Origin of the sequence: Psychrobacter sp. Arc29, assembly GCF_041431175.1 — a bacterium.
Classification (GTDB): domain Bacteria; phylum Pseudomonadota; class Gammaproteobacteria; order Pseudomonadales; family Moraxellaceae; genus Psychrobacter.
This window is the reverse complement of sequence record NZ_JASMRR010000002.1, coordinates 142,702-161,358: the sequence shown is the minus strand read 5'-3', so window position 1 is coordinate 161,358 and position 18,657 is coordinate 142,702. Positions and strand designations below refer to the sequence as shown.

16 protein-coding genes are annotated in these 18,657 nt (G+C 41.1%); 15 read left to right on the top strand and 1 reads right to left on the bottom strand.

The window, feature by feature from the left end:
• Positions 1 to 72 precede the first annotated feature (72 nt).
• The 15 genes from gspF (at position 73) to tfpZ (ending at position 18,046) form a co-directional block, all read left to right on the top strand.
• Positions 73 to 1,275 carry a type II secretion system inner membrane protein GspF gene (gene gspF / locus QO189_RS03590; RefSeq protein WP_371531559.1) on the top strand — a complete coding sequence of 401 codons (1,203 nt, stop codon included), beginning with the start codon at positions 73 to 75 and terminating at the stop codon, positions 1,273 to 1,275.
• 513 nt (positions 1,276 to 1,788) lie between these two features.
• The gene (gspG, locus tag QO189_RS03585; RefSeq protein ID WP_371531787.1) at positions 1,789 to 2,229 is read left to right on the top strand and encodes a type II secretion system major pseudopilin GspG; all 441 of its coding nucleotides are present in this window, start codon (positions 1,789 to 1,791) and stop codon (positions 2,227 to 2,229) included.
• Between the two features lie 241 nt (positions 2,230 to 2,470).
• The gene (locus QO189_RS03580; protein WP_371531558.1) at positions 2,471 to 3,037 is read left to right on the top strand and encodes a protein-disulfide reductase DsbD N-terminal domain-containing protein; all 567 of its coding nucleotides are present in this window, start codon (positions 2,471 to 2,473) and stop codon (positions 3,035 to 3,037) included.
• Between the two features lie 47 nt (positions 3,038 to 3,084).
• A complete protein-coding gene (gene dsbD, locus QO189_RS03575; RefSeq protein ID WP_371531557.1) occupies positions 3,085 to 5,259 on the top strand; it encodes a protein-disulfide reductase DsbD in 2,175 nt (724 codons plus the stop codon).
• A gap of 369 nt (positions 5,260 to 5,628) precedes the next feature.
• Positions 5,629 to 7,041 (top strand): phospholipase A, encoded by a 1,413-nt coding sequence (locus QO189_RS03570; protein WP_371531556.1) that lies wholly within the window; start codon positions 5,629 to 5,631, stop codon positions 7,039 to 7,041.
• A gap of 40 nt (positions 7,042 to 7,081) precedes the next feature.
• Positions 7,082 to 7,918 carry a ComF family protein gene (locus QO189_RS03565; RefSeq protein ID WP_371531555.1) on the top strand — a complete coding sequence of 279 codons (837 nt, stop codon included), beginning with the start codon at positions 7,082 to 7,084 and terminating at the stop codon, positions 7,916 to 7,918.
• A gap of 270 nt (positions 7,919 to 8,188) precedes the next feature.
• On the top strand, positions 8,189 to 8,677 hold the full coding sequence (locus QO189_RS03560) for a Tfp pilus assembly protein FimT/FimU (RefSeq protein ID WP_371531554.1): 489 nt from the start codon (positions 8,189 to 8,191) through the stop codon (positions 8,675 to 8,677).
• The gene (locus QO189_RS03555; RefSeq protein WP_371531553.1) at positions 8,677 to 9,246 is read left to right on the top strand and encodes a prepilin-type N-terminal cleavage/methylation domain-containing protein; all 570 of its coding nucleotides are present in this window, start codon (positions 8,677 to 8,679) and stop codon (positions 9,244 to 9,246) included. Before QO189_RS03560 ends, QO189_RS03555 begins: the two co-directional genes overlap by 1 nt.
• Positions 9,246 to 10,427: a prepilin-type N-terminal cleavage/methylation domain-containing protein gene (locus tag QO189_RS03550; protein WP_371531552.1), complete on the top strand. Its 1,182-nt coding sequence runs from the start codon at positions 9,246 to 9,248 to the stop codon at positions 10,425 to 10,427. Before QO189_RS03555 ends, QO189_RS03550 begins: the two co-directional genes overlap by 1 nt.
• Before the next feature lie 40 nt (positions 10,428 to 10,467).
• Complete coding sequence (locus QO189_RS03545; protein ID WP_371531551.1) at positions 10,468 to 11,316, top strand: PilX N-terminal domain-containing pilus assembly protein; 849 nt, start codon at positions 10,468 to 10,470, stop codon at positions 11,314 to 11,316.
• Positions 11,317 to 11,399: 83 nt separating this feature from the next.
• The gene (locus QO189_RS03540) at positions 11,400 to 15,332 is read left to right on the top strand and encodes a hypothetical protein (RefSeq protein WP_371531550.1); all 3,933 of its coding nucleotides are present in this window, start codon (positions 11,400 to 11,402) and stop codon (positions 15,330 to 15,332) included.
• Positions 15,325 to 15,906 carry a prepilin-type N-terminal cleavage/methylation domain-containing protein gene (locus QO189_RS03535; RefSeq protein WP_371531549.1) on the top strand — a complete coding sequence of 194 codons (582 nt, stop codon included), beginning with the start codon at positions 15,325 to 15,327 and terminating at the stop codon, positions 15,904 to 15,906. Before QO189_RS03540 ends, QO189_RS03535 begins: the two co-directional genes overlap by 8 nt.
• On the top strand, positions 15,906 to 16,358 hold the full coding sequence (locus QO189_RS03530) for a type IV pilin protein (protein ID WP_371531548.1): 453 nt from the start codon (positions 15,906 to 15,908) through the stop codon (positions 16,356 to 16,358). Before QO189_RS03535 ends, QO189_RS03530 begins: the two co-directional genes overlap by 1 nt.
• Before the next feature lie 313 nt (positions 16,359 to 16,671).
• Positions 16,672 to 17,154, top strand: a complete 483-nt coding sequence (locus QO189_RS03525) for a prepilin-type N-terminal cleavage/methylation domain-containing protein (protein ID WP_371531547.1) — start codon at positions 16,672 to 16,674, stop codon at positions 17,152 to 17,154.
• Positions 17,155 to 17,311: 157 nt separating this feature from the next.
• On the top strand, positions 17,312 to 18,046 hold the full coding sequence (gene tfpZ / locus QO189_RS03520; RefSeq protein ID WP_371531546.1) for a TfpX/TfpZ family type IV pilin accessory protein: 735 nt from the start codon (positions 17,312 to 17,314) through the stop codon (positions 18,044 to 18,046).
• Positions 18,047 to 18,267: 221 nt separating this feature from the next.
• On the opposite strand, the gene fdxA is transcribed toward tfpZ, so the two are convergent.
• Entirely contained in the window at positions 18,268 to 18,591 is a 324-nt protein-coding gene (gene fdxA, locus QO189_RS03515; RefSeq protein WP_131393371.1) for a ferredoxin FdxA, read from the bottom strand.
• Positions 18,592 to 18,657: the final 66 nt, after the last annotated feature.

Genomic DNA, 18,657 nt, shown 5'->3' with positions numbered 1-18,657 from the left:
ATAGACATTGCCCTTTTTGTTAAGCCATACATCCAAACCCCTACCTGTGATTTTTTTAGGATATCTGCTGCTATGCCCGCTTATCATTTTAAAGCGCTTGACGACCAAGGTAGTGTCCAAAAAGGCTTACTAGAGGGGGATTCTGCTCGGCAGGTTCGGCAGCAGCTGCGTGATAAGCAGTGGACACCAGTCGAAGTCAGTGCGGTCAATGACAGACAAAGCCAAAACAAAAGCCGCTACAAAAAGCCATCTGCTTATGAGCTTGCATTACTCACCCGCCAGTTATCTGTACTACTATCGGCTGGTATTCCACTTGAAGAAACTTTGGCTGCTGTCGCTAAACAATCGCCAAAGACGCATATCAAATCTCTGATGCTGGCGGTACGCTCACATGTCCTCGAAGGCTTGAGCTTAGCACGAGCATTACAACAAGCGGCGAGCTTCCCACCCTTATACATCGCGACGATTGCTGCAGGCGAAAAATCTGGTCACTTGGATTTAATCCTTAATCAGCTAGCCGACTATACCGAAAACCGCTTTGCCCTCCAAAAGAAAATCCAAGGGGCGATGGTCTATCCGATTGTACTGATGGTCATGGCAATTGGCGTGATCATGGGGCTGATGAGTTTTGTGGTGCCCAAAATTGTCAAAGTCTTTGAGCAGTCTGAACAGGCCCTGCCATTAATTACGCAAGTCGTTCTGACGTTATCAAATATCATTACGCAGTGGTGGTGGTTAATGCTACTGGTATTGGCAGGTACTGCGTTTTTGTTTTATCGTTTTGCCCAAACGCAAGCTGGGAAATTGGCAATAGATAGTGTAGTGCTCAAGCTACCGATATTAGCCAGATTGTCTAAGGGGTTGAATGCGGCGCGTTTTGCCAGTACGCTTGCGATCTTGGTGCGCTCAGGGGTGCCGTTGATTGAGGCGCTACATATTGGTGCGGCAGTGACAACCAATTTGCACATCAAGCAAACGATTGTGACTGCTGCTGATAGGGTCACAGAAGGCTCAAGTTTATCCAGCCAACTCGAAAAATCCACTTACTTTCCGCCCATGATGGTACAAATGATCAAAAGCGGTGAGAATTCAGGCGAGCTTGAAAACATGCTCAGTCGTGCCGCCACGATGCAAGAAGCGGAGGCAACCAATTTTATCAGTACCTTATTATCATTACTTGAGCCTTTGATGCTGGTCTTGATGGGCGTGGTGGTGATGATTATCGTGATGGCAGTGATGCTACCAATCGTTAATATGAATGACTTGGCAGGCTAGTCAATAGCTAACTGACTAGCTGACAAACAGCCGATATATTTTTCTCAAACTATCAACTATCTGCTTTTTTATCCTCTCTTAATTACCTATCTTGCTAAACCCTACGTTAGCTTTCTTAAGATTTGCTTACTGTTGTATATTGTTGACCAAGCAAAATTTTTGCTATGGTAAACCTAAGCACCACGTTATAGTGAAAGCGGGTTAAAACGATAGTGATAAGTATCGATGGTTACTTGGTATTGACTGTAATGACAATCTGAGCACAGCGCTGGATAAAAATAAAACCATGGTTTATAGTGACAATGATTTAGGGTTTTATTGATAAGCCCCTAGGCGCATGAGTGCTACTAGAACGCCACTTTTACTATTTACATAACTGTGATGACCAAAGCGATGACTATGACTGACACCCTTCAAGTAAATATTAGCCCAAAAAGTGCCAATACCAAAAATGACAATAATAATATTCAAGCCCATGGTGGCATTGTAAATGACCATCAGAGAGTCCATTCAATGACACATCACAGCTCGGTAGGCAAGTCTGGACAATCGGGATTTACGCTTATTGAGATTATGGTCGTTATCGTCATATTGGCTATTCTTGCAGGCTTGGTCGTCCCAAAAGTAGTCGGACAAAGTGACAAAGCGCGTGTCAAAACCACTGAAACCGCGCTCGCTACTGTCTCTAATGCGTTAGATATGTATAAAGTCGACAATTCACGTTATCCGACGACAGCGCAAGGGTTAGAGGCGCTTACCACACCGCCTGCGGATGCAAAAAACTATCCTGAAGGTGGCTATATTAAAGGTGGCTATCCAACAGATGGTTGGGAAAATGAGATGCAATATGTTGCGCCAGGTAGTGAAGGGCGACCTTATGACTTGTTCTCATTAGGTGCAGATGGGCAGCAAGGTGGTGAAGGTCAGGATGCGGATCTTTATGCTCAGCTATAAGATTTAGCCTTATCGGCATCTAGAAAGCCTATACCAATAAAATATCGTTAAATGCACTTGCTATCGTGCAATTAACGACCTATTAATATCAACCAATAACTTTTTATTGGTTGATATTTTTTATCGATACGTAAAATAAATACCATCTGATATGAACCTTGTATTGAGGGTAAGTAGTTTTATCAGTAAGTGTATATCCGTACTGCCAGTCACTGGAAGCTAACATCAAAGGTAATAACTTATGTCAATGAAAATACCAACACTACAATCAGTCGCTATCAATAAACGCGCTACTAAGTTCCATGCGCTTGCACTTACTGTTGCAACCACCTCGTTGATGACAGCTTTATCAATGACATCAATTAGCGCACAGGCGGCAGGATTGAACGACTTATTTAATAGTAGTAGCGCATCCCAATCAAAATTCTTACCAGTGGATGAAGCTTTTCAGGTGATCAGTAGCACCAAAGCGACATCTAAGGGCACGCGTTTATCCATCACGTTTGATATCACGCCAGGACATTATGTCTATAAAAACCAGCTCGCGTTAAGCTTTCCTAAAGGCATAAACGCAACGCCGTTTACTTTTAATCAGACACCAGTGTCCATTGATGATCCAACCTTTGGTAAAGTTCCTGTATTTACGCAAAGGAGTGTTGTTGCCACTACGATGCTGACGACCAATAATGGTAAAGGCGCAAAAAACGCCCCAATTATCATTGGTTGGCAAGGCTGTGCAAAAGCTGGGCTATGCTATCCGCCCGAAAAGATCAAAACTAAGGTAAATATTGCTGCGACACGTAGATAAGTATTGAGCAGTTTGATTCAAATATTGGTAATAACAGGTAGCTACTCATGCTCATGAAGACATCACAACAATCGCCATCATTGACCGCAAATACACATGTAAAAAAATCGTATGTCTTAGCATGTGCGATTGCTAGCGGCTCGCTATTGACAGGGTTGTTGGCTACGTCAACGACGGCGCAAGCGGCAGGGTTGGGTGATCTATTTGGCAGCAGCCAAAATACAGCGCAATCGAAATTTTTGCCAGTAGATGAAGCCTTTCAGGTTAGTAGCAGTAGTGCCTCTACCAAGTCAGGTACGCGTCTATCTATTAATTTTGATATCACGCCTGAGCATTATGTCTATAAGAATCAAATCAAACTGACGCTACCTGCGGGCGTGACGGCGGCACCTTTTACCTTTAACCAAAAGCCATATTCAATCGACGATCCGACATTTGGTAAAGTATTGGTGTTTGATCAAGCCAATATGGTCGCAACTACCACATTGACCAGTAACAACGGAAAAAGCATCGATGATGCAGCAGTTGTCATTGGTTGGCAAGGTTGCGCCAAAGCGGGATTATGCTATCCCCCTGAAAAAATCAAAACCACGGTCAATATCACAGCAGCATCGCCACAGAGCGCGACAAGTAATGCCAACAATGAGGCAGAAAGTGCGTCTGTTGGCGAGACGGCCGCGAGCGACAGTCTGACTGATGCGACAATATCTGCTGGGAATACTGAGACGACATCCGCAACGACTGGTACCAGTAGCACCACGGCGCAAGCAGAACAATCGCTGATGGATGATGAGGTTATTGATTATGATCTAATCGATGACAGTGCTTTGGAGTACGAATCTTTAAATGGTAGCACTGCAACGACTACGATTTCTGGAGCAAATGCCAACGTATCAAGTGACGCGACCAATAGTGAGAATGTAAATGCTAACAATCTTGTCGATGGTGATCCCTTTGGTTTGGCGTCTCATCCTTGGCTCGCGTTGGTCTTGCTATTTTTAGCAGGTCTCGGTTTGGCATTGACGCCGTGCGTCCTGCCGATGTTACCTATCGTTGCCAATATTGTGGCCCGCGAGCAAAACCCAACGGTCAAACGCGGCGTCATCCTAACCACCAGTTACGCGATTGGTGTGGCGACTGCTTATGGTATTTTGGGCGCTGTAATTGCAGTATTTGGCGAGTCATTAGGTATTATTGGCTGGTTACAAAATCCTGTTATTTTGATTAGCTTTGCGGTTGTTTTTGTCTTGTTAGCGCTATATATGCTCGATGCTTTTACCATACGTTTACCGCAAGCACTCAGCCGAAAAATGCAAGGCCTTAGCCAAGCAGGTGATAGCAAGCTTGGTAGCACAGGCGGTAGTTTGATCGCTGGATTTTTATCTGCATTAGTCGTATCGCCTTGCGTCTCTGCGCCATTATTCGGTGCGCTATTAGCAGTCTCTACTATTGGTAGTCCGCTCTTGGGTTTCGCCGCCTTATTCATGCTGGGTTTTGGTCTGTCAGCACCGCTTATTTTAATCGGTGCCACTCAGGGCAAAATCATGCCAAAGGCAGGAGAGTGGATGAACTGGGTCAAGCAAGGCTTTGCGCTACTATTATTCGCGGTGGCATTGTTATTAGTTGAGCGCGTGTTTGTATCGCCAGTGATGCTTATGGTATGGGCATTATGGTTTATGGTGGTAGCGACATGGGCGTGGAGCTGGCTCGGCAGAAGACGCATGTTAACCCAAGCCATGAGTCTGATTGCTGGTATCTGTGCTGCTTGTCTGATCGTGGGTGCGGCATTAGGAAATGATGATAGCCTGCATCCATTAGCCTCGCTAAGCGCTACGCCGACCATGCTTCAGTCAGTGACTGGTCAGCCGATGGATAACGATAGTACGGCGACAGATAAAACGATCACCACACTTGCTGAGCTAGATACGATTGTTGCGGCAAATCCTAATGTCCTTGTCGATTTGACAGCAGATTGGTGTGTTGAGTGCCGTATCATGGATAAAAACTTATTTCATAATCGCCCAGCACAGATGCAAGACTGGCAGTTGGTGAGACTTGATATCACGGATACTACTGAAGACTCCAAAGCCATTTTGTCACGCTACAAGCTGTTTGGCCCGCCAGCACTGCTTTATTATCAAGGTGGTCAACTCGTTAATCAGCAAGTGGGCGAAATAGGTCGCTTGGAGTTTGAGCAAACCTTAACGACGCTAAACAACTGATGGCTCACAACCCGTACTTAATAACCTGAGTAAGTCTTTTGCTAAGGCTTAATAATGAAAAAAAGCCAGCGTACGCCAATAATGGTACGCTGGCTTTTTTCATGCCATTAAATTATTTTTATAATATCTTCTAAACGTTTGGTTTCACACACAATATGTCTCTTTAAGCAGATTTAATATATCGATAACGCTAGTATAGTGATTATATTTTCATTACAATAAAGTAACAATACTGAAGGGGTATGTCGGTTTGTCATAACTGCCTCTGATGTTCTCATATTTTCTAGTTTTTTAGCGGCGACGCTAACAGTTATATTAATTAACTCACATACTCTGCTGGCGATAATGCTGGTTAGATAAAGGACATTTATGTTTGCCCACATCACCACTCAGCGTCAATTACAACGTACTCATGTAATCAGTCGTAACGCCAGTAGCCGCACTATACATACTCATTTGAGTATCGCAGTCGCTATCGCGTTGAGTTGTACGGCGGTACAAGTACAAGCAGCTGACAATAGCCAAACTTATAACGAACTGCCAGTACCAGAAGCGGCGTTTGAATATGAAGCCGTTGAAATGCCTCAGGGCGTAACCACACAGAGTGGCAAAGTAATCAGCAAAGAATTTATTGCTCAACAAGCGAAGCTGTTTTCTGAATGTACACAAGTGCAGAGTAGTGCCGCTCGTTTGGCTTGTTTTGATAAGGTAGCTGAACAAGGTAAAACACCAAGCTATACCACGACCAAACAACCAGTTGATTTGGCAAAAACATTTAAGACAACTATTTCGGGTAATCCACAAGTTGTTTTTGTGGAAGAGAACTCGACCAATACTTTCAGTGATGAGAGCGCAACTGCTAACCAACAGTCTGATACTAATAGTTTTGATACGGTCACAGACAATCAGCAAGAAGCTCAAGTTCTAGAAAATGTGGGTGTCACTCAAGCAGATATTGAAAAATACACACCACTCAGTCTGGCATATGATCTCGATCAAAACAGTGAGCGCGGTACTTGGACGGTAAGACCATACCGTCCGACTTATCTGCTGCCATTGTTTTATACTTTTGATCCTAATTTAAATCCAAGTACCCCTTCTCAAGAAATTGAACCTTTTGACTCTAATGACATACGTGAGACAGAGCTAAAGTTTCAGTTGTCTTTAAAGAGTAAAGTCGCAGAGGATCTATTCGATACCAGTGCTGATCTGTGGTTTGGTTATACCCAAGAGTCACATTGGCAGGTTTATAATGAAGACAATTCACGACCATTTCGTGCCACCGACTATCAACCTGAAATATTTTTAACTCAGCCTGTGACGGCAGATCTACCTTTTGGTGGACGTCTACGCATGTTAGGTGCGGGCGCTGTGCACCATTCTAATGGACAGGATGATCCATTATCACGTTCGTGGAACCGTGCTTATTTGATGGCAGGGGCAGAGTGGGGTAAGCTGTCAGTCATACCGCGTCTATGGGCTCGAGTGAATGGTGATAGCAGTAGCGACGATGACAACCCAGATATCGAAGATTACATGGGTTATGGCGATATCAAGTTCTTATATGATTTGCCTGCCGAGCAAAGCATTAGCGGTACCTTGCGCTACAATCCAAGCACCAATAAAGGCGCTGCCCAAATCGACTATATCTATCCATTGTCAGAAAACGTCAATGGTATGGTGCAGCTATTCCAAGGTTACGGCGAGTCCATTGTCGATTATAATCATGAGAATACCTCTATTGGTTTCGGTATTGTACTGAATGACTGGAAAGGGCTCTAACATAAGCGAGTCTTACCATATTTATGATAATCAATAGTCTATGCACCGCTTAACGCCTTATCAAACCGGACTGTGGCTGGCAGAGTATTTAAATGTACGCTGCCAGCTATGCCGTATTTATCGAAGTACAGCACAATCTCAGCTATTGATGCAGCACTCACACGCTAATAGTAATGACGCATCGAGCGAAAATTCTGAATTTTCTCTTTCAAGCAATCCATCCTCGTTTGCTCATATTTTTCATCAAATCAATCACCGCTTAAGTAGTGGGTTACTCTGCACTTATTGTCATAATAGTATCGCATGGCTACCACAGCCTTTTGATGTTGACATTGCGGCTGGTAGATCCTTATCTATCCAAGTATCTACCTATTATGAATATCCAATGCGTCAAGCAATTCGAGCGTTCAAGCATCATGAAGACATGACAAAATTGCCATTGTTGTTACATGCATTACGCCAGCTAACACGGCCACATGGCTGTCATCATAATAATAGTGTGATTGTTGCCATGCAAACAACCAATCAAAGACTAGTGAAACGAGGGTTTGATCCTGTCAGTATTTTATCATTGCAGCTGTCAAAGCATTGGCAAATACCTTTATGGCACGGTGTGGAACGCATTGATGATACGGTCAGTCAGCAAGGGCTCACACGCGCTGAACGTCTAAGCAATTTAGACAATGCTTTTGTGCTAACTGAAAAACCTCCGGTAAAACGCTTACTATTGTTTGATGATGTATCTACGACAGGCGCAAGCTTGCAAGCATTGGCACGCGCATTTATCTCATCTGAGCAAACAGCGACCATAAACGCTCACAGCCATAATAACTATGACATCTCTGCCTATGCCTTAGCTCATGGCAGCCAATCATAAAAATAGTTACTATCTATTTGAAATCATTAATATATTGCTAATATATCATCGTAACGCTATATTATTAGATACATATATATTTACTGGTTTATCAAATATATCTTATTGTTCATTTGTATATAACATGAGCAGAATGTTATGGAACAAAAATTGCATATTATTTAGTACATTGAATATAAAGTTATCAATAAAAGCGGTATAAGATTTTTATTGTTTTTAAGTAATGATTGATATCAGACAGACATTAGCGGTGTTAAATAGGGATTTGATGTGAATGCATCTGTGAATAATCGACAACCCAATAGACTGATGGCTAATTCAGGTTTTACCTTGATTGAGCTCATGGTAACGATTGCTGTTCTTGCAATTATTGTAAGTATTGCTGCACCCAGTATCAGTACTCAGCTTGCAAACCAGCGGGTTAAGTCAACGGCTTCTACGCTTACGAATGCTCTAAAAGAGACTAAAGCTGAAAGTGCTATTCGTCGTCAGCCATTAACGATAAGCATTGATAGTACTAATAAAATAATAAACGTTCAGCGTGTGGTGGCAGGTCAAGTCGAGAGCACTATAGCAACTTATAAGTACAGCATTGAAAGTAAAGTTAACTCAAGTCAGAGCAGTAATGAGTTTAAGCCTAATAAAGCTGCAGATGCTGTGACATATACTATATGTGATAGTAATAATACAGCCAGTCCTATAACTATTAAAGTGAGTGCTACTGCTATTATTAGCAATAGATCAGAAGGAGTATGCTGATGACCAATATTGGCAAACAGCAAGGTGTAGGATTGGTTGAGGTAATGGTTGCTTTGCTATTACTAGGAGTTGCAGTGTTAGGCTTTAGCGCACTTAACATGGTATCTATAAAGGCAACAGATGATAGTGTATTGATCGCAAACGCTAACACGGTAATGCGCGGTTTATCTGAAGACCTAAGGCTCAATTCTAATAATATACTGGAATACCAAAAAAATATTCAAAGTGTATTAAGTAGTGTATCTGATTCAACAAGTTATTGTGAAGCAGTAGAAAGCTATAAAACAAGTAGTGTCACTAAAAACTGTGATAGCGATGCCTGCACTGAAGAGCAGTTAAGTCAATATAATAGCTGGAATACAATGAAACAGGCTTGTGATAACGACGTTTTGCTGAATATGATTACTTGTCCTGGTACTGAGGACAAACAATTACGCCAATGCATCATAACTTCATGGAATGGTACACAGCCAGTGTTTGGTACCAGTTCAGCCAATAGCAAAGCTTGTGCAAGCACACTTGGAATATATCATGCAGGTTCTGACTGTTTGATTATGGAGTCTTATTAATGAAGATCAAACATAACCAAAACGGTTTTTCTTTAATTGAGCTCATGATAGCTCTTACATTGGGTCTTTTGATTTCAGCAGCGGTGATGCAAGTCTATTTAACCAGCATCAAGACCAGTAGCGTTCAGTCTGGTGGGACAGATATATTAGAAGCCAGTATTTTTGGTATTCAAAATATAGAAAAAAGTGTAAGACTCAGCAATCTAGGAATGGCAGATACTAACAATCCTTTTACACCTCTAGCCGGTTTAGTCATGACTAGTGACAGCAGTTTAGTTAGTGATACTCAGACAGATACTTCCAAAAACAACATGAATAGTATCAAAATGGGAGGAACGAAATCGAGTGCTGGTGGTGCAGATATCACAGATGGCTACCTAACTAGAAGCGGCAACCAGAGTACCAGTAGTGATAATAATGCTTGGAAGGCAGGAAATAGTAATATTACAGGTCTGAAAAGCTCACAACTGACGATACAGTACGAAGCGCCGCAAAATATGTACGATTGTGAAGGTTCTTTAGTTCGAGGGCCTGTAGAGATAGATCGTGGCGGTCGTTTGACAATGTTACCAGGACAAGTCGTTATTGAGAGATATTTCCTAAGTGAAGTGGCTCAAAATAATAAATCTAACTATGAATCAAATATAAAGAGTTATGAACTACGGTGTGATGCTGGACGTTATGTCAAAGAAGATTTAACAGCAGCCGAACTTGATGACCAAAAGATTAAGGACGAAGACAGCACCATACTAGTAGCAGCTAGAAATATCAGGGATTTTGGAGATATTGGAGAAGTAGTTATTCCAAGAGCTGATTATTTTGGTATCTCTTTGGGAGTAGAGGTTGTGGAGTCTACTAGCCCGTCTAATGTTTCAGTTTCTTTAAGATACTTTACGCCTGAGGAATATATAAGTTTTTTAAAAACAGTTGAACAAGCAGAATCATCAGGCAGTGCTTCTACAACCACTACGACGGACGTTATATCTGTGAAGCTATCAGTTTTAGTACGAGCGGATCGCCCGCTTACAGGAGAAGGTGGGGCAACCAAATTCATAGTGTTTGGAGAAGAAGAAGAGCTATCTTCAGATACTTCTAGTGCGTTTATTCGTAGAGTTTATGAGTCGAATATAATGTTAAGAAACTCAAGAGCCATTAAAGAAAGTTCTATACCCAATATCTAGCGGATTGAGCATACGGATTTGCTAAAAGAGGATAAATAAGATGACTAAAAAATCACAGGAAGGCGTTACTCTTATCGTCGTATTGTTGTTTTTACTGCTAATTACTTTGGTAGGTATTATGGCGGTTAAAAGAAGTACAACTGACTTAAGAGTAGCCACTGCTGATCAAATAGATACATTTTTATTAAACTCGTCAGACAGTGCAAATAAACGTATTGAGAAAGTATTCGATAACGATACAGATCAAGACTATATAAATGCAGTAATGGAAGGGACAGGGATGTTTGGCTATTATCTTTCTCAAGCAGGTAGTGGCAATCGTGATGATCAATATATATTTTGCTATAACCCAAGGTTAGATAGCTTTGCTAAATTGAGTTATGCCAGCATCGTAAAACCCAACGGTGGAACGGTGATGACATCAGACAGCGGTTACTGTGATATATCAAATACTAACAGCTACTCTAGCGCTCGCAGTAATTCAGTGACCCAAATAAATATCACGCGTCCATCAACTGCCACAGTAGGGCAAGGGGATTTTAAGTCAGTGACACAAGGGTCAGGGGTACAAGCTGGTGAAACAAGTAATGAATCTGCTGTGTTTAACATTCGATCGACTTCTATACTGCCTAGCTTGTCAAGTGCTAGTAAACAAAAAATCAATGACTGTCTAAAAAAACCTATCGCGCCCAACGATGGTGGAAGCACTAAATCTCTAGATGAATGTATGAAAGACGAAGGGGTTGCGACCAAAACATTGGTACAGCAAGCTTATGTCAAAAACGTTGTGGACGAGACTGTATGCTACGGGTTCGGTGTAGGTGATGGCAAGATAGACGAGGGTTGTCAAAAGCTGATTGGTGTTGATGCCAGTGGAAACCGTAAATAACATCGCTACTAAAAATTATATAATGGTAGGAATACATATCCATTAGATCCTTTAACAGCTGTAGTTGAATAAGAGTACTCATCATGATTTTAAAAAAGCTCATACCTAATCAGTTACGATATTCTAAGCTTAGCCAGTCTGTTAAGCCTTTATGTTATGCCGTCGCGCTCTCTATGATAGCCCTGCCCGTCAATGCAGGCAAAAATGACTTAGGTGACTTAGAGATATATAAAGCAGCGGAATCAGGAGGTGCTGTACTAACACTAATGCTTGATACTTCAGGCTCTATGGGTACTGTAGATTTTGGTACTGAATCTCGATTGACCATATTAAAAAGGGCTTTAACCGAGCTATTGACAAAAAAAGATGCCAATGGCAACTATACATTATCAAGTAATAATATAATCGGATTAGGTCAATACTCTGTAGACAAAGATGGTAATGGATCGGTTGATGGCAAAGCAGGTAGTATCTTAGTACCAGCACGTAAACTTGATGAAGTACAACGTACCAAACTGATTGCTACTCTAACAGGTTTTCGCGCAAGTGGTAATACGCCAGCGGCGAATGCTTATGCAGAAGCCGGCGCCTATATGATGGGTACTACTACGACTGAATTGAAAGAAGGGGAAGAGGCACTCAAGGTATTGGGTAGGATTGTTAGAGGAGACTATAGTAATTATTATAAGGCTTATCCATATTATATACAAAGATGTGCCTCTGGAAACAGTTCTACTATTAGCCCTTACAAGGGCGCTAAGTTTTATTTCTGTAATAACAGTCAATTCGAGACAGTTGCTACAGAATATCATAGTAGTTGGAATAAAATAGATAAATATCTTGATGTTGCTAGAGATGAGATTTCTAGTAAAATTGATAACTTTTATGAGGACAGTAGTACCATTGGTTATTATTCAGAAATGGTTGGAGGTGATGAGGAAATAAAAGACACTGAAGAAAGTGGTTATACCGTATCGACTCAAGAAGCGAAAGATGCTACTAATAATTATTTGAACTATAACGCCCCTGTTTCAGACTCACAGTGTAGTGGCTATGGTATTTACTTTTTAACAGATGGTGTACCTAACGGTTCATCCAACTCAATTGCTTCTGGTTTAATGAACTTAAGTCTTAAGGGTAATAGTAGCTCATTGAGTCTGGATGGTAGTTGTGCTGGTGGTTTAAACAATGTTAACAACAGTACTGGTTGGGCATGTATGGGTGAATACGCCAAGAAACTACGAGACGTCACCAATCCTGCTAAGCGTTCGATATTGACTGCTACAGTCGGGTTTGGTAGAGAGTTTGCTGGTATTAAGACTTCAGTAGATGGCGCTGGAAAAACAGTATACCATTGCGATGAGACAGATACTAACTCATCAATCACTCCCTCTGCACACGTCAAAAACCTATGTAAGCTAGGTAGTGAGGCGTATGGTGGCGGTGGTTTTTACTACACGACAGATGCAGACAGTCTGGCTGCTAGTGTGTCTAGCTTTACAGCTAAGCTGACTCAAATTATCGAAACAGCTCCTTCCGGTACTATCACTATTCCTAACGATCCACTGAGCTCTACTAATCTGCAGCCATTTGCTTATCTACCGATGCTAGAGCCAAAAGTTGCGGGCGCGCAATACGTATGGCCTGGTAATTTGAAGAAATATAATGTTTATCAAGGTACGCTATATGGTAAGTCTTCCTTCCCATTCGCCGAGTCTAATAGACTATATGTAGATGATGATGGCGATGATTTTCCAGACGATTTGAATAATAATACTCAAGATGTGTGGAGCACAACAGATTACAAAAATGATAAAGGTATAAGTGCAAATAATTCGATCTATGCAGGCGGTGCTTACGCACGTTTAAAAGCCCCAACTGTTGGAACCAATGCTAGCACTACGCGTAATGTGTACGTTGAGAGTGGAACTGGTAGCAATGCTAAGCTAGTAAATATTAAAGTGACAAATGGCACTATAGTAGGTTTTGATCAACTTGATTCAGATTATGGCATAAGAGAAAAGCTCTACCTGCTTTCCTTTTTGGGTTATAACGTACCAACAGATGCTGTAACAATTATTTCCGCTCTAGGTACGGCAGCGAGCCAAACGACGGCACTTAATAACATAGTGAAAACGCCACCAACTCAAGAAGTAAGAGTACTAGGAGGCGTCGTACATTCCAAGCCAAAACAAGTCTCATATGGTGCAGAGTTTACAACCGAAGGTGAGATATCTAACGATGAGAAAGATCGTGATGATTATATTATGTTTGGTTCAATGGACGGTGCGTTACACCTAGTATCAGCAGAAAAAGGGGAGGAAACCTTTGCTTTTATTCCCAAAACTATTATTAAGCAGCAGCTAAAAGCACTGAAAGCAGATAGTGAAGGCTCTGTAGGCACGACTGTATTTGGTGTTGATGCACCATGGACGAGTAGTTCAGTACTAGAGTATGATTTTTCAGGAACGCCTAAAAAAGTAAAAGCGACGTCAGTAAGAGCGTATGGTGGCCTAAGAATGGGCGGTAAAGGCGTATACGGCTTGGATCTAACTACGAAAGATAAACCAACCTTTTTATTCTCTAAAAATACGACTGATACTGGATTTTCTCGTTTAGGACAAGTTTGGAGTGAGCCTACAGTTGCAAAAATCAGAGTCAAAAAGGGATCAGGATTCGAGTCTAAAGAGGTAGTCATTGTTTCTGGTGGCTATGATATGTGCTACGAAAATCCAAGCTTTAAGTTAAAAAATAGTGGTGATAATACAAGTTGTGAGAAAAAAACACAGGCAGAAGGTAACGCAGTTTATATACTAGATGCTAGTGATGGCAGTATTATCTCATCTATATCAGGTAGTGATAGCGGCACAAACCATACTAAAGTGACGAGTATGAAACACAGTATAGTAGGCGGGGTAACTGCACTAGATCGTGATGATGATGGTAATATTGATCATCTTTATTACGCAGATTTAGGCGGTAGCGTGTACCGCGCGGATCTGAACTCAGGTGCTACAAATGCCAGTTTAGTGAAGCGAGTGGTTAGAGTGTTAGACGCCAGCTCTGGGCAGACATTGCCTTATCGATTCTATGAAAGACCTATTGTCAGTTTTTACACCAGTCCTTATCAAGAGATATTTGCTTCGGTGACCGTTGCGTCGGGAGATCGTAGCACACCACTATCTATGCTTAGGGATACGGACAACCCTAACTATCTATTTAATGTCTTTGACTATGACATTGCTCAGCCGAGTATCTTTAGCTATGCAGACACAAGTTTGACTACAGTAGACAAAAAGATTAACGACTTAGTTAGTTTACCGTTTAACCAAAACAATGCGCTAAAAAATCTAACTAACCGTAAAACTGTGCTAGAGACGATAGCGAAAGGCGCTTACGATGACACCAAGAAACGCTATATATATGACTATGCAGGATGGCGTTATCCACTCAGCTATTTTGATGGATATAGTGGTGTAGAAGGAGTGAAGTCAGTAGGTGAACCTCTAGTATACGGTAGCAGACTATATACGACTGCCTATAGTCCAGAGATGGTCTATGATCAGGCAGATAATTGCTCTGCTAGAGTGGTAGGGGGGTCTGAGAGACAAATATACTGTATGCCTTACGGTATATGTGAGGATACGGAATCACTTGATGGGACTGCAGGATACACTCGCGCTGGTAAAGGAATACAAGAGTTGACATTGGGGGCATACAGCAAAGACCAGCGAAACGTCAAACTGCTTATAGGTCCGCAATCATTGGCTGACCAAGTTAAAATTGCAAATAGGAACAACAGCAACACTGGCTCAGGTGGGTTAAACCAAACGACTGAAGCTGGTCTACAGGTAACAAACAATACCGTAGTAAATGACGGTACCAGTGGGTATGGTGGTAAGTCTGACAGTGTAGTTGAGACAAATGGTAGACAAACCGCTGATAGTAATCTGGGATCTGAAAAGTATAAATTCATACCAAAGAGATGGTATGAGCTCTATGAAGAGGATGAGTAGAGTGACTACCTTGGCTAAACGTCTAAAGAGCAATCCTGCTGTAAGTTCAGCGGGTTTTACTCTGATTGAGCTGATGATTGTAGTAGTGATTATCGCTATATTAGCTGCTATCGCAATCCCAAGTTATCGTCAGTATCTGATTATGAATGCAGAGCGCGATGTACAAGCGAAAATGCTACAGCTTGAGATACAGTTAGAACGATGGCGAGCATCAGCATTAACGTATAAGGGATTTATGCCAAAGGTAGTTACAGGTAATAGTACGGTGACCTATACCTATGATGCTGGTAACACAACCATCTATGTCCCTCAAGGTAGTGATGCTACCAATTATCGTTATCAGATCACGTTAGTAGATGGAGCAAATACTAGTAGCTCATTAGTGCCAGCTAATACTACAGGTATTGACAATACCACTGGTAGAAGCTGGAAAATGCTAGCTGAACCCAGAGATTCAGGCATTACCAAAAGTGCGAGTTATTTTATGTTGTCAAGTACAGGATTGAGCTGTCAAAACAACAGCCAGGTGAAAATAGGAGATAATGACTGTGGCACGGGTCAAGGAGAGTGGTGATGCAGATTGACTCAGACACGACAGTCAACGTATTTAAAAAGCAGTCTGGTTTTACATTGATTGAACTAATGATCGTCGTCGCCATCATTGGAATATTGGCTGCAATTGCTTATCCAAGCTATCAGCAGTATGTTGTTAAGACTAAGCGTACCGATATGATGAGCGAGATGCATAATATTGCATCTGAAATACAAAGCCGTAAGCTGGCACAAGGTGCGTATAGCAACGCCCTAATTACAGGGTTGAGCGGTGACTATCCTAAGCAAGGTGATGCTCTATACACAATAAGCTTTACTCCTAATCCGCTCACTTCGGATTGGAATATCATAGCCACGCCTAAAAATGCTGGTCAAATGGCGAATGATGGTAAGCTCAGCCTGAATTATCAAAATATTAAATGTCGGGGGGATGATTCGAATAAAAAATGTGGTACAGGAGACGAGTGGAGATAAGTTTTGTGACTATATTTCATGTACGACTGACAAAAAATGTCAGATAAAGTTATTATATTAAGCTTGAAATATATCAATTGACAATTTTCAGTAGGTAATGAGTAACATTGAATATGATATGCGAGTATGAGTAGATTATAAATGTCACTATTAGATGTAGCTTGTGTATTACTCATTAATTTAGAAATGAAAATAAAAATATGCGCAGGTTGGCATGATAAGTGCTTTATTTAGGATAAGAAGTAAATAAATTATATAACTGAAGATAAGCTGGTAAATAAGCTATTTTCTTATTATCTCAAAAGGAGTTCTTATGAACACTCAAAAAGGTTTTACCCTAATCGAACTAATGATCGTTATCGCTATCATCGGTATCTTGGCAGCAGTTGCTCTACCTGCTTATCAAGATTATACAGTTAAAGCTAAGGTCTCAGAAGTCGTATTAGCAGCATCTTCATGTCGTACTACTATTACAGAAACAGTTCAATCATCTCCAGCGGTAGATATAAGCAAAGTACTACCCACTTCTTGTGCTTTTAGTCCTACTAAATATGTTAAAAGTGGAGTAGTTGATGCGAATGGTAAAATTACTGTCACAGCCGACGAAACCAAATTGACAGCTTTGACCAATAAAACGAATGCATTGACACTTCTACCGATCCAGACAGGTACAACTGCTCTAAAAGGTACAACTGATGGTGGTAAGACTATTGCAGGATGGCGTTGTGGTTTACCAGCTGATGGTACGACTATTCCGGCTAAGTACTTACCTGGTTCATGTCAAGGTACTTACTAACCTATTAGTAAGTTAGATTAATAAAAAAAGACTGGTTTACCAGTCTTTTTTTTTGCTTTAAATTATAGTTAGCTCTGATTGTTATTTATCATCAAGCCATAGCTATTTGATGGAAAGCAGTTAGCTCTATTTTATTAAATTTTATTAAGGTGGAAGTATGTCACCACGTATTAAGTTTTTTATAAAACATTTGATTGCCTCTTTGATTGTCGCTACCTTAGTTTTGGGCTGGATATTTACTGTATGGTATCCAGCACCTTTAGCTAAAGCCACTGGTGTTACCCATATTGTACTTATTATGCTAGCGACAGATGTGATCGTAGGACCGATATTAGGGCTTATCGTATATAAGGCACATAAGAAATCACTGAAGTTTGATTTGATGACCATAATACTGTTACAGATATCGGCATTGAGTTATGGTATATACAGCTTAGCTGAGGGTAGACCAGTCTGGATGGTGTTTAACAGTAATCGCTTCGAGCTAGTAAGAAATAATGAACTGCTTGATGTTAGTGTAGATAGTCGTGTAGATAACGAATATTATCACCACAGTCTACTAGGACCTAAGTACGTAGCCGTAAAGATTGCTGAGGATAGCTCTGAGAGAGAACAGAATATGTTTGATGAGGTAATGGGTAATATATCACTGGCTCAACGACCAGAGCGTTATATCAATATTGCAGAAGCAAAGAAACAAATTATAAAAAATTCTGAATCAATATCTGAGCTCAATGATTATAATTCGAAATCAGTAGTTTCGAATACAGTAGACCACTATTCTAATGCAAGGAGCTATTTAGGTTTAAAAACAAGCGAGGTTGATATGGTTGTTTTATTAGATGCTTCGGGAACGCCATTACAGATAGTAGATTTACGTCCTTGGGAATAAATTTAAAATAGCGTACTTATAGTCAAAGAAATCTAAAACAGCTACAAGACAGCCGACCGCAGATTGTACATATCGTACCTCTAGAGAGGGTAACACCGTAGCGGTTTAGTAGTTCGCTGACTATAGATATATTGTTATGATTTCACCTCACAATAAATACTAAAAGAGCCAAACATGATGTTTGGCTCTTTTAAAAACTCAAATTAAATTTGTCGAATCAGCTACCTCTCTAAATACTGAATCTTACCTTCCACACCATCCCACTTAGCTGCTTCTGGCATTTGCTCTTTCATCTCAGTGATGTTCGGCCATTTCTGCGCCAGCTCTTCATTTAGCTGGGTGAACATCTCTTGGCCTTTGGGTACTTCATCTTCTGAGAAGATGGCATTGGCCGGACATTCAGGCTCGCATAGTGCGCAGTCGATACACTCATCAGGATCGATGACAAGAAAGTTTGGACCTTCATAAAAGCAGTCCACAGGACAGACTTCTACACAGTCGGTGTATTTGCAAAGAATGCAGTTATCTGTAACGACAAAGGTCATAGTAATGTCTACCTGTTATTGATTTGGCTTTTGGCTAAATAGAATAGCCGAAAATAAAGCGTATTT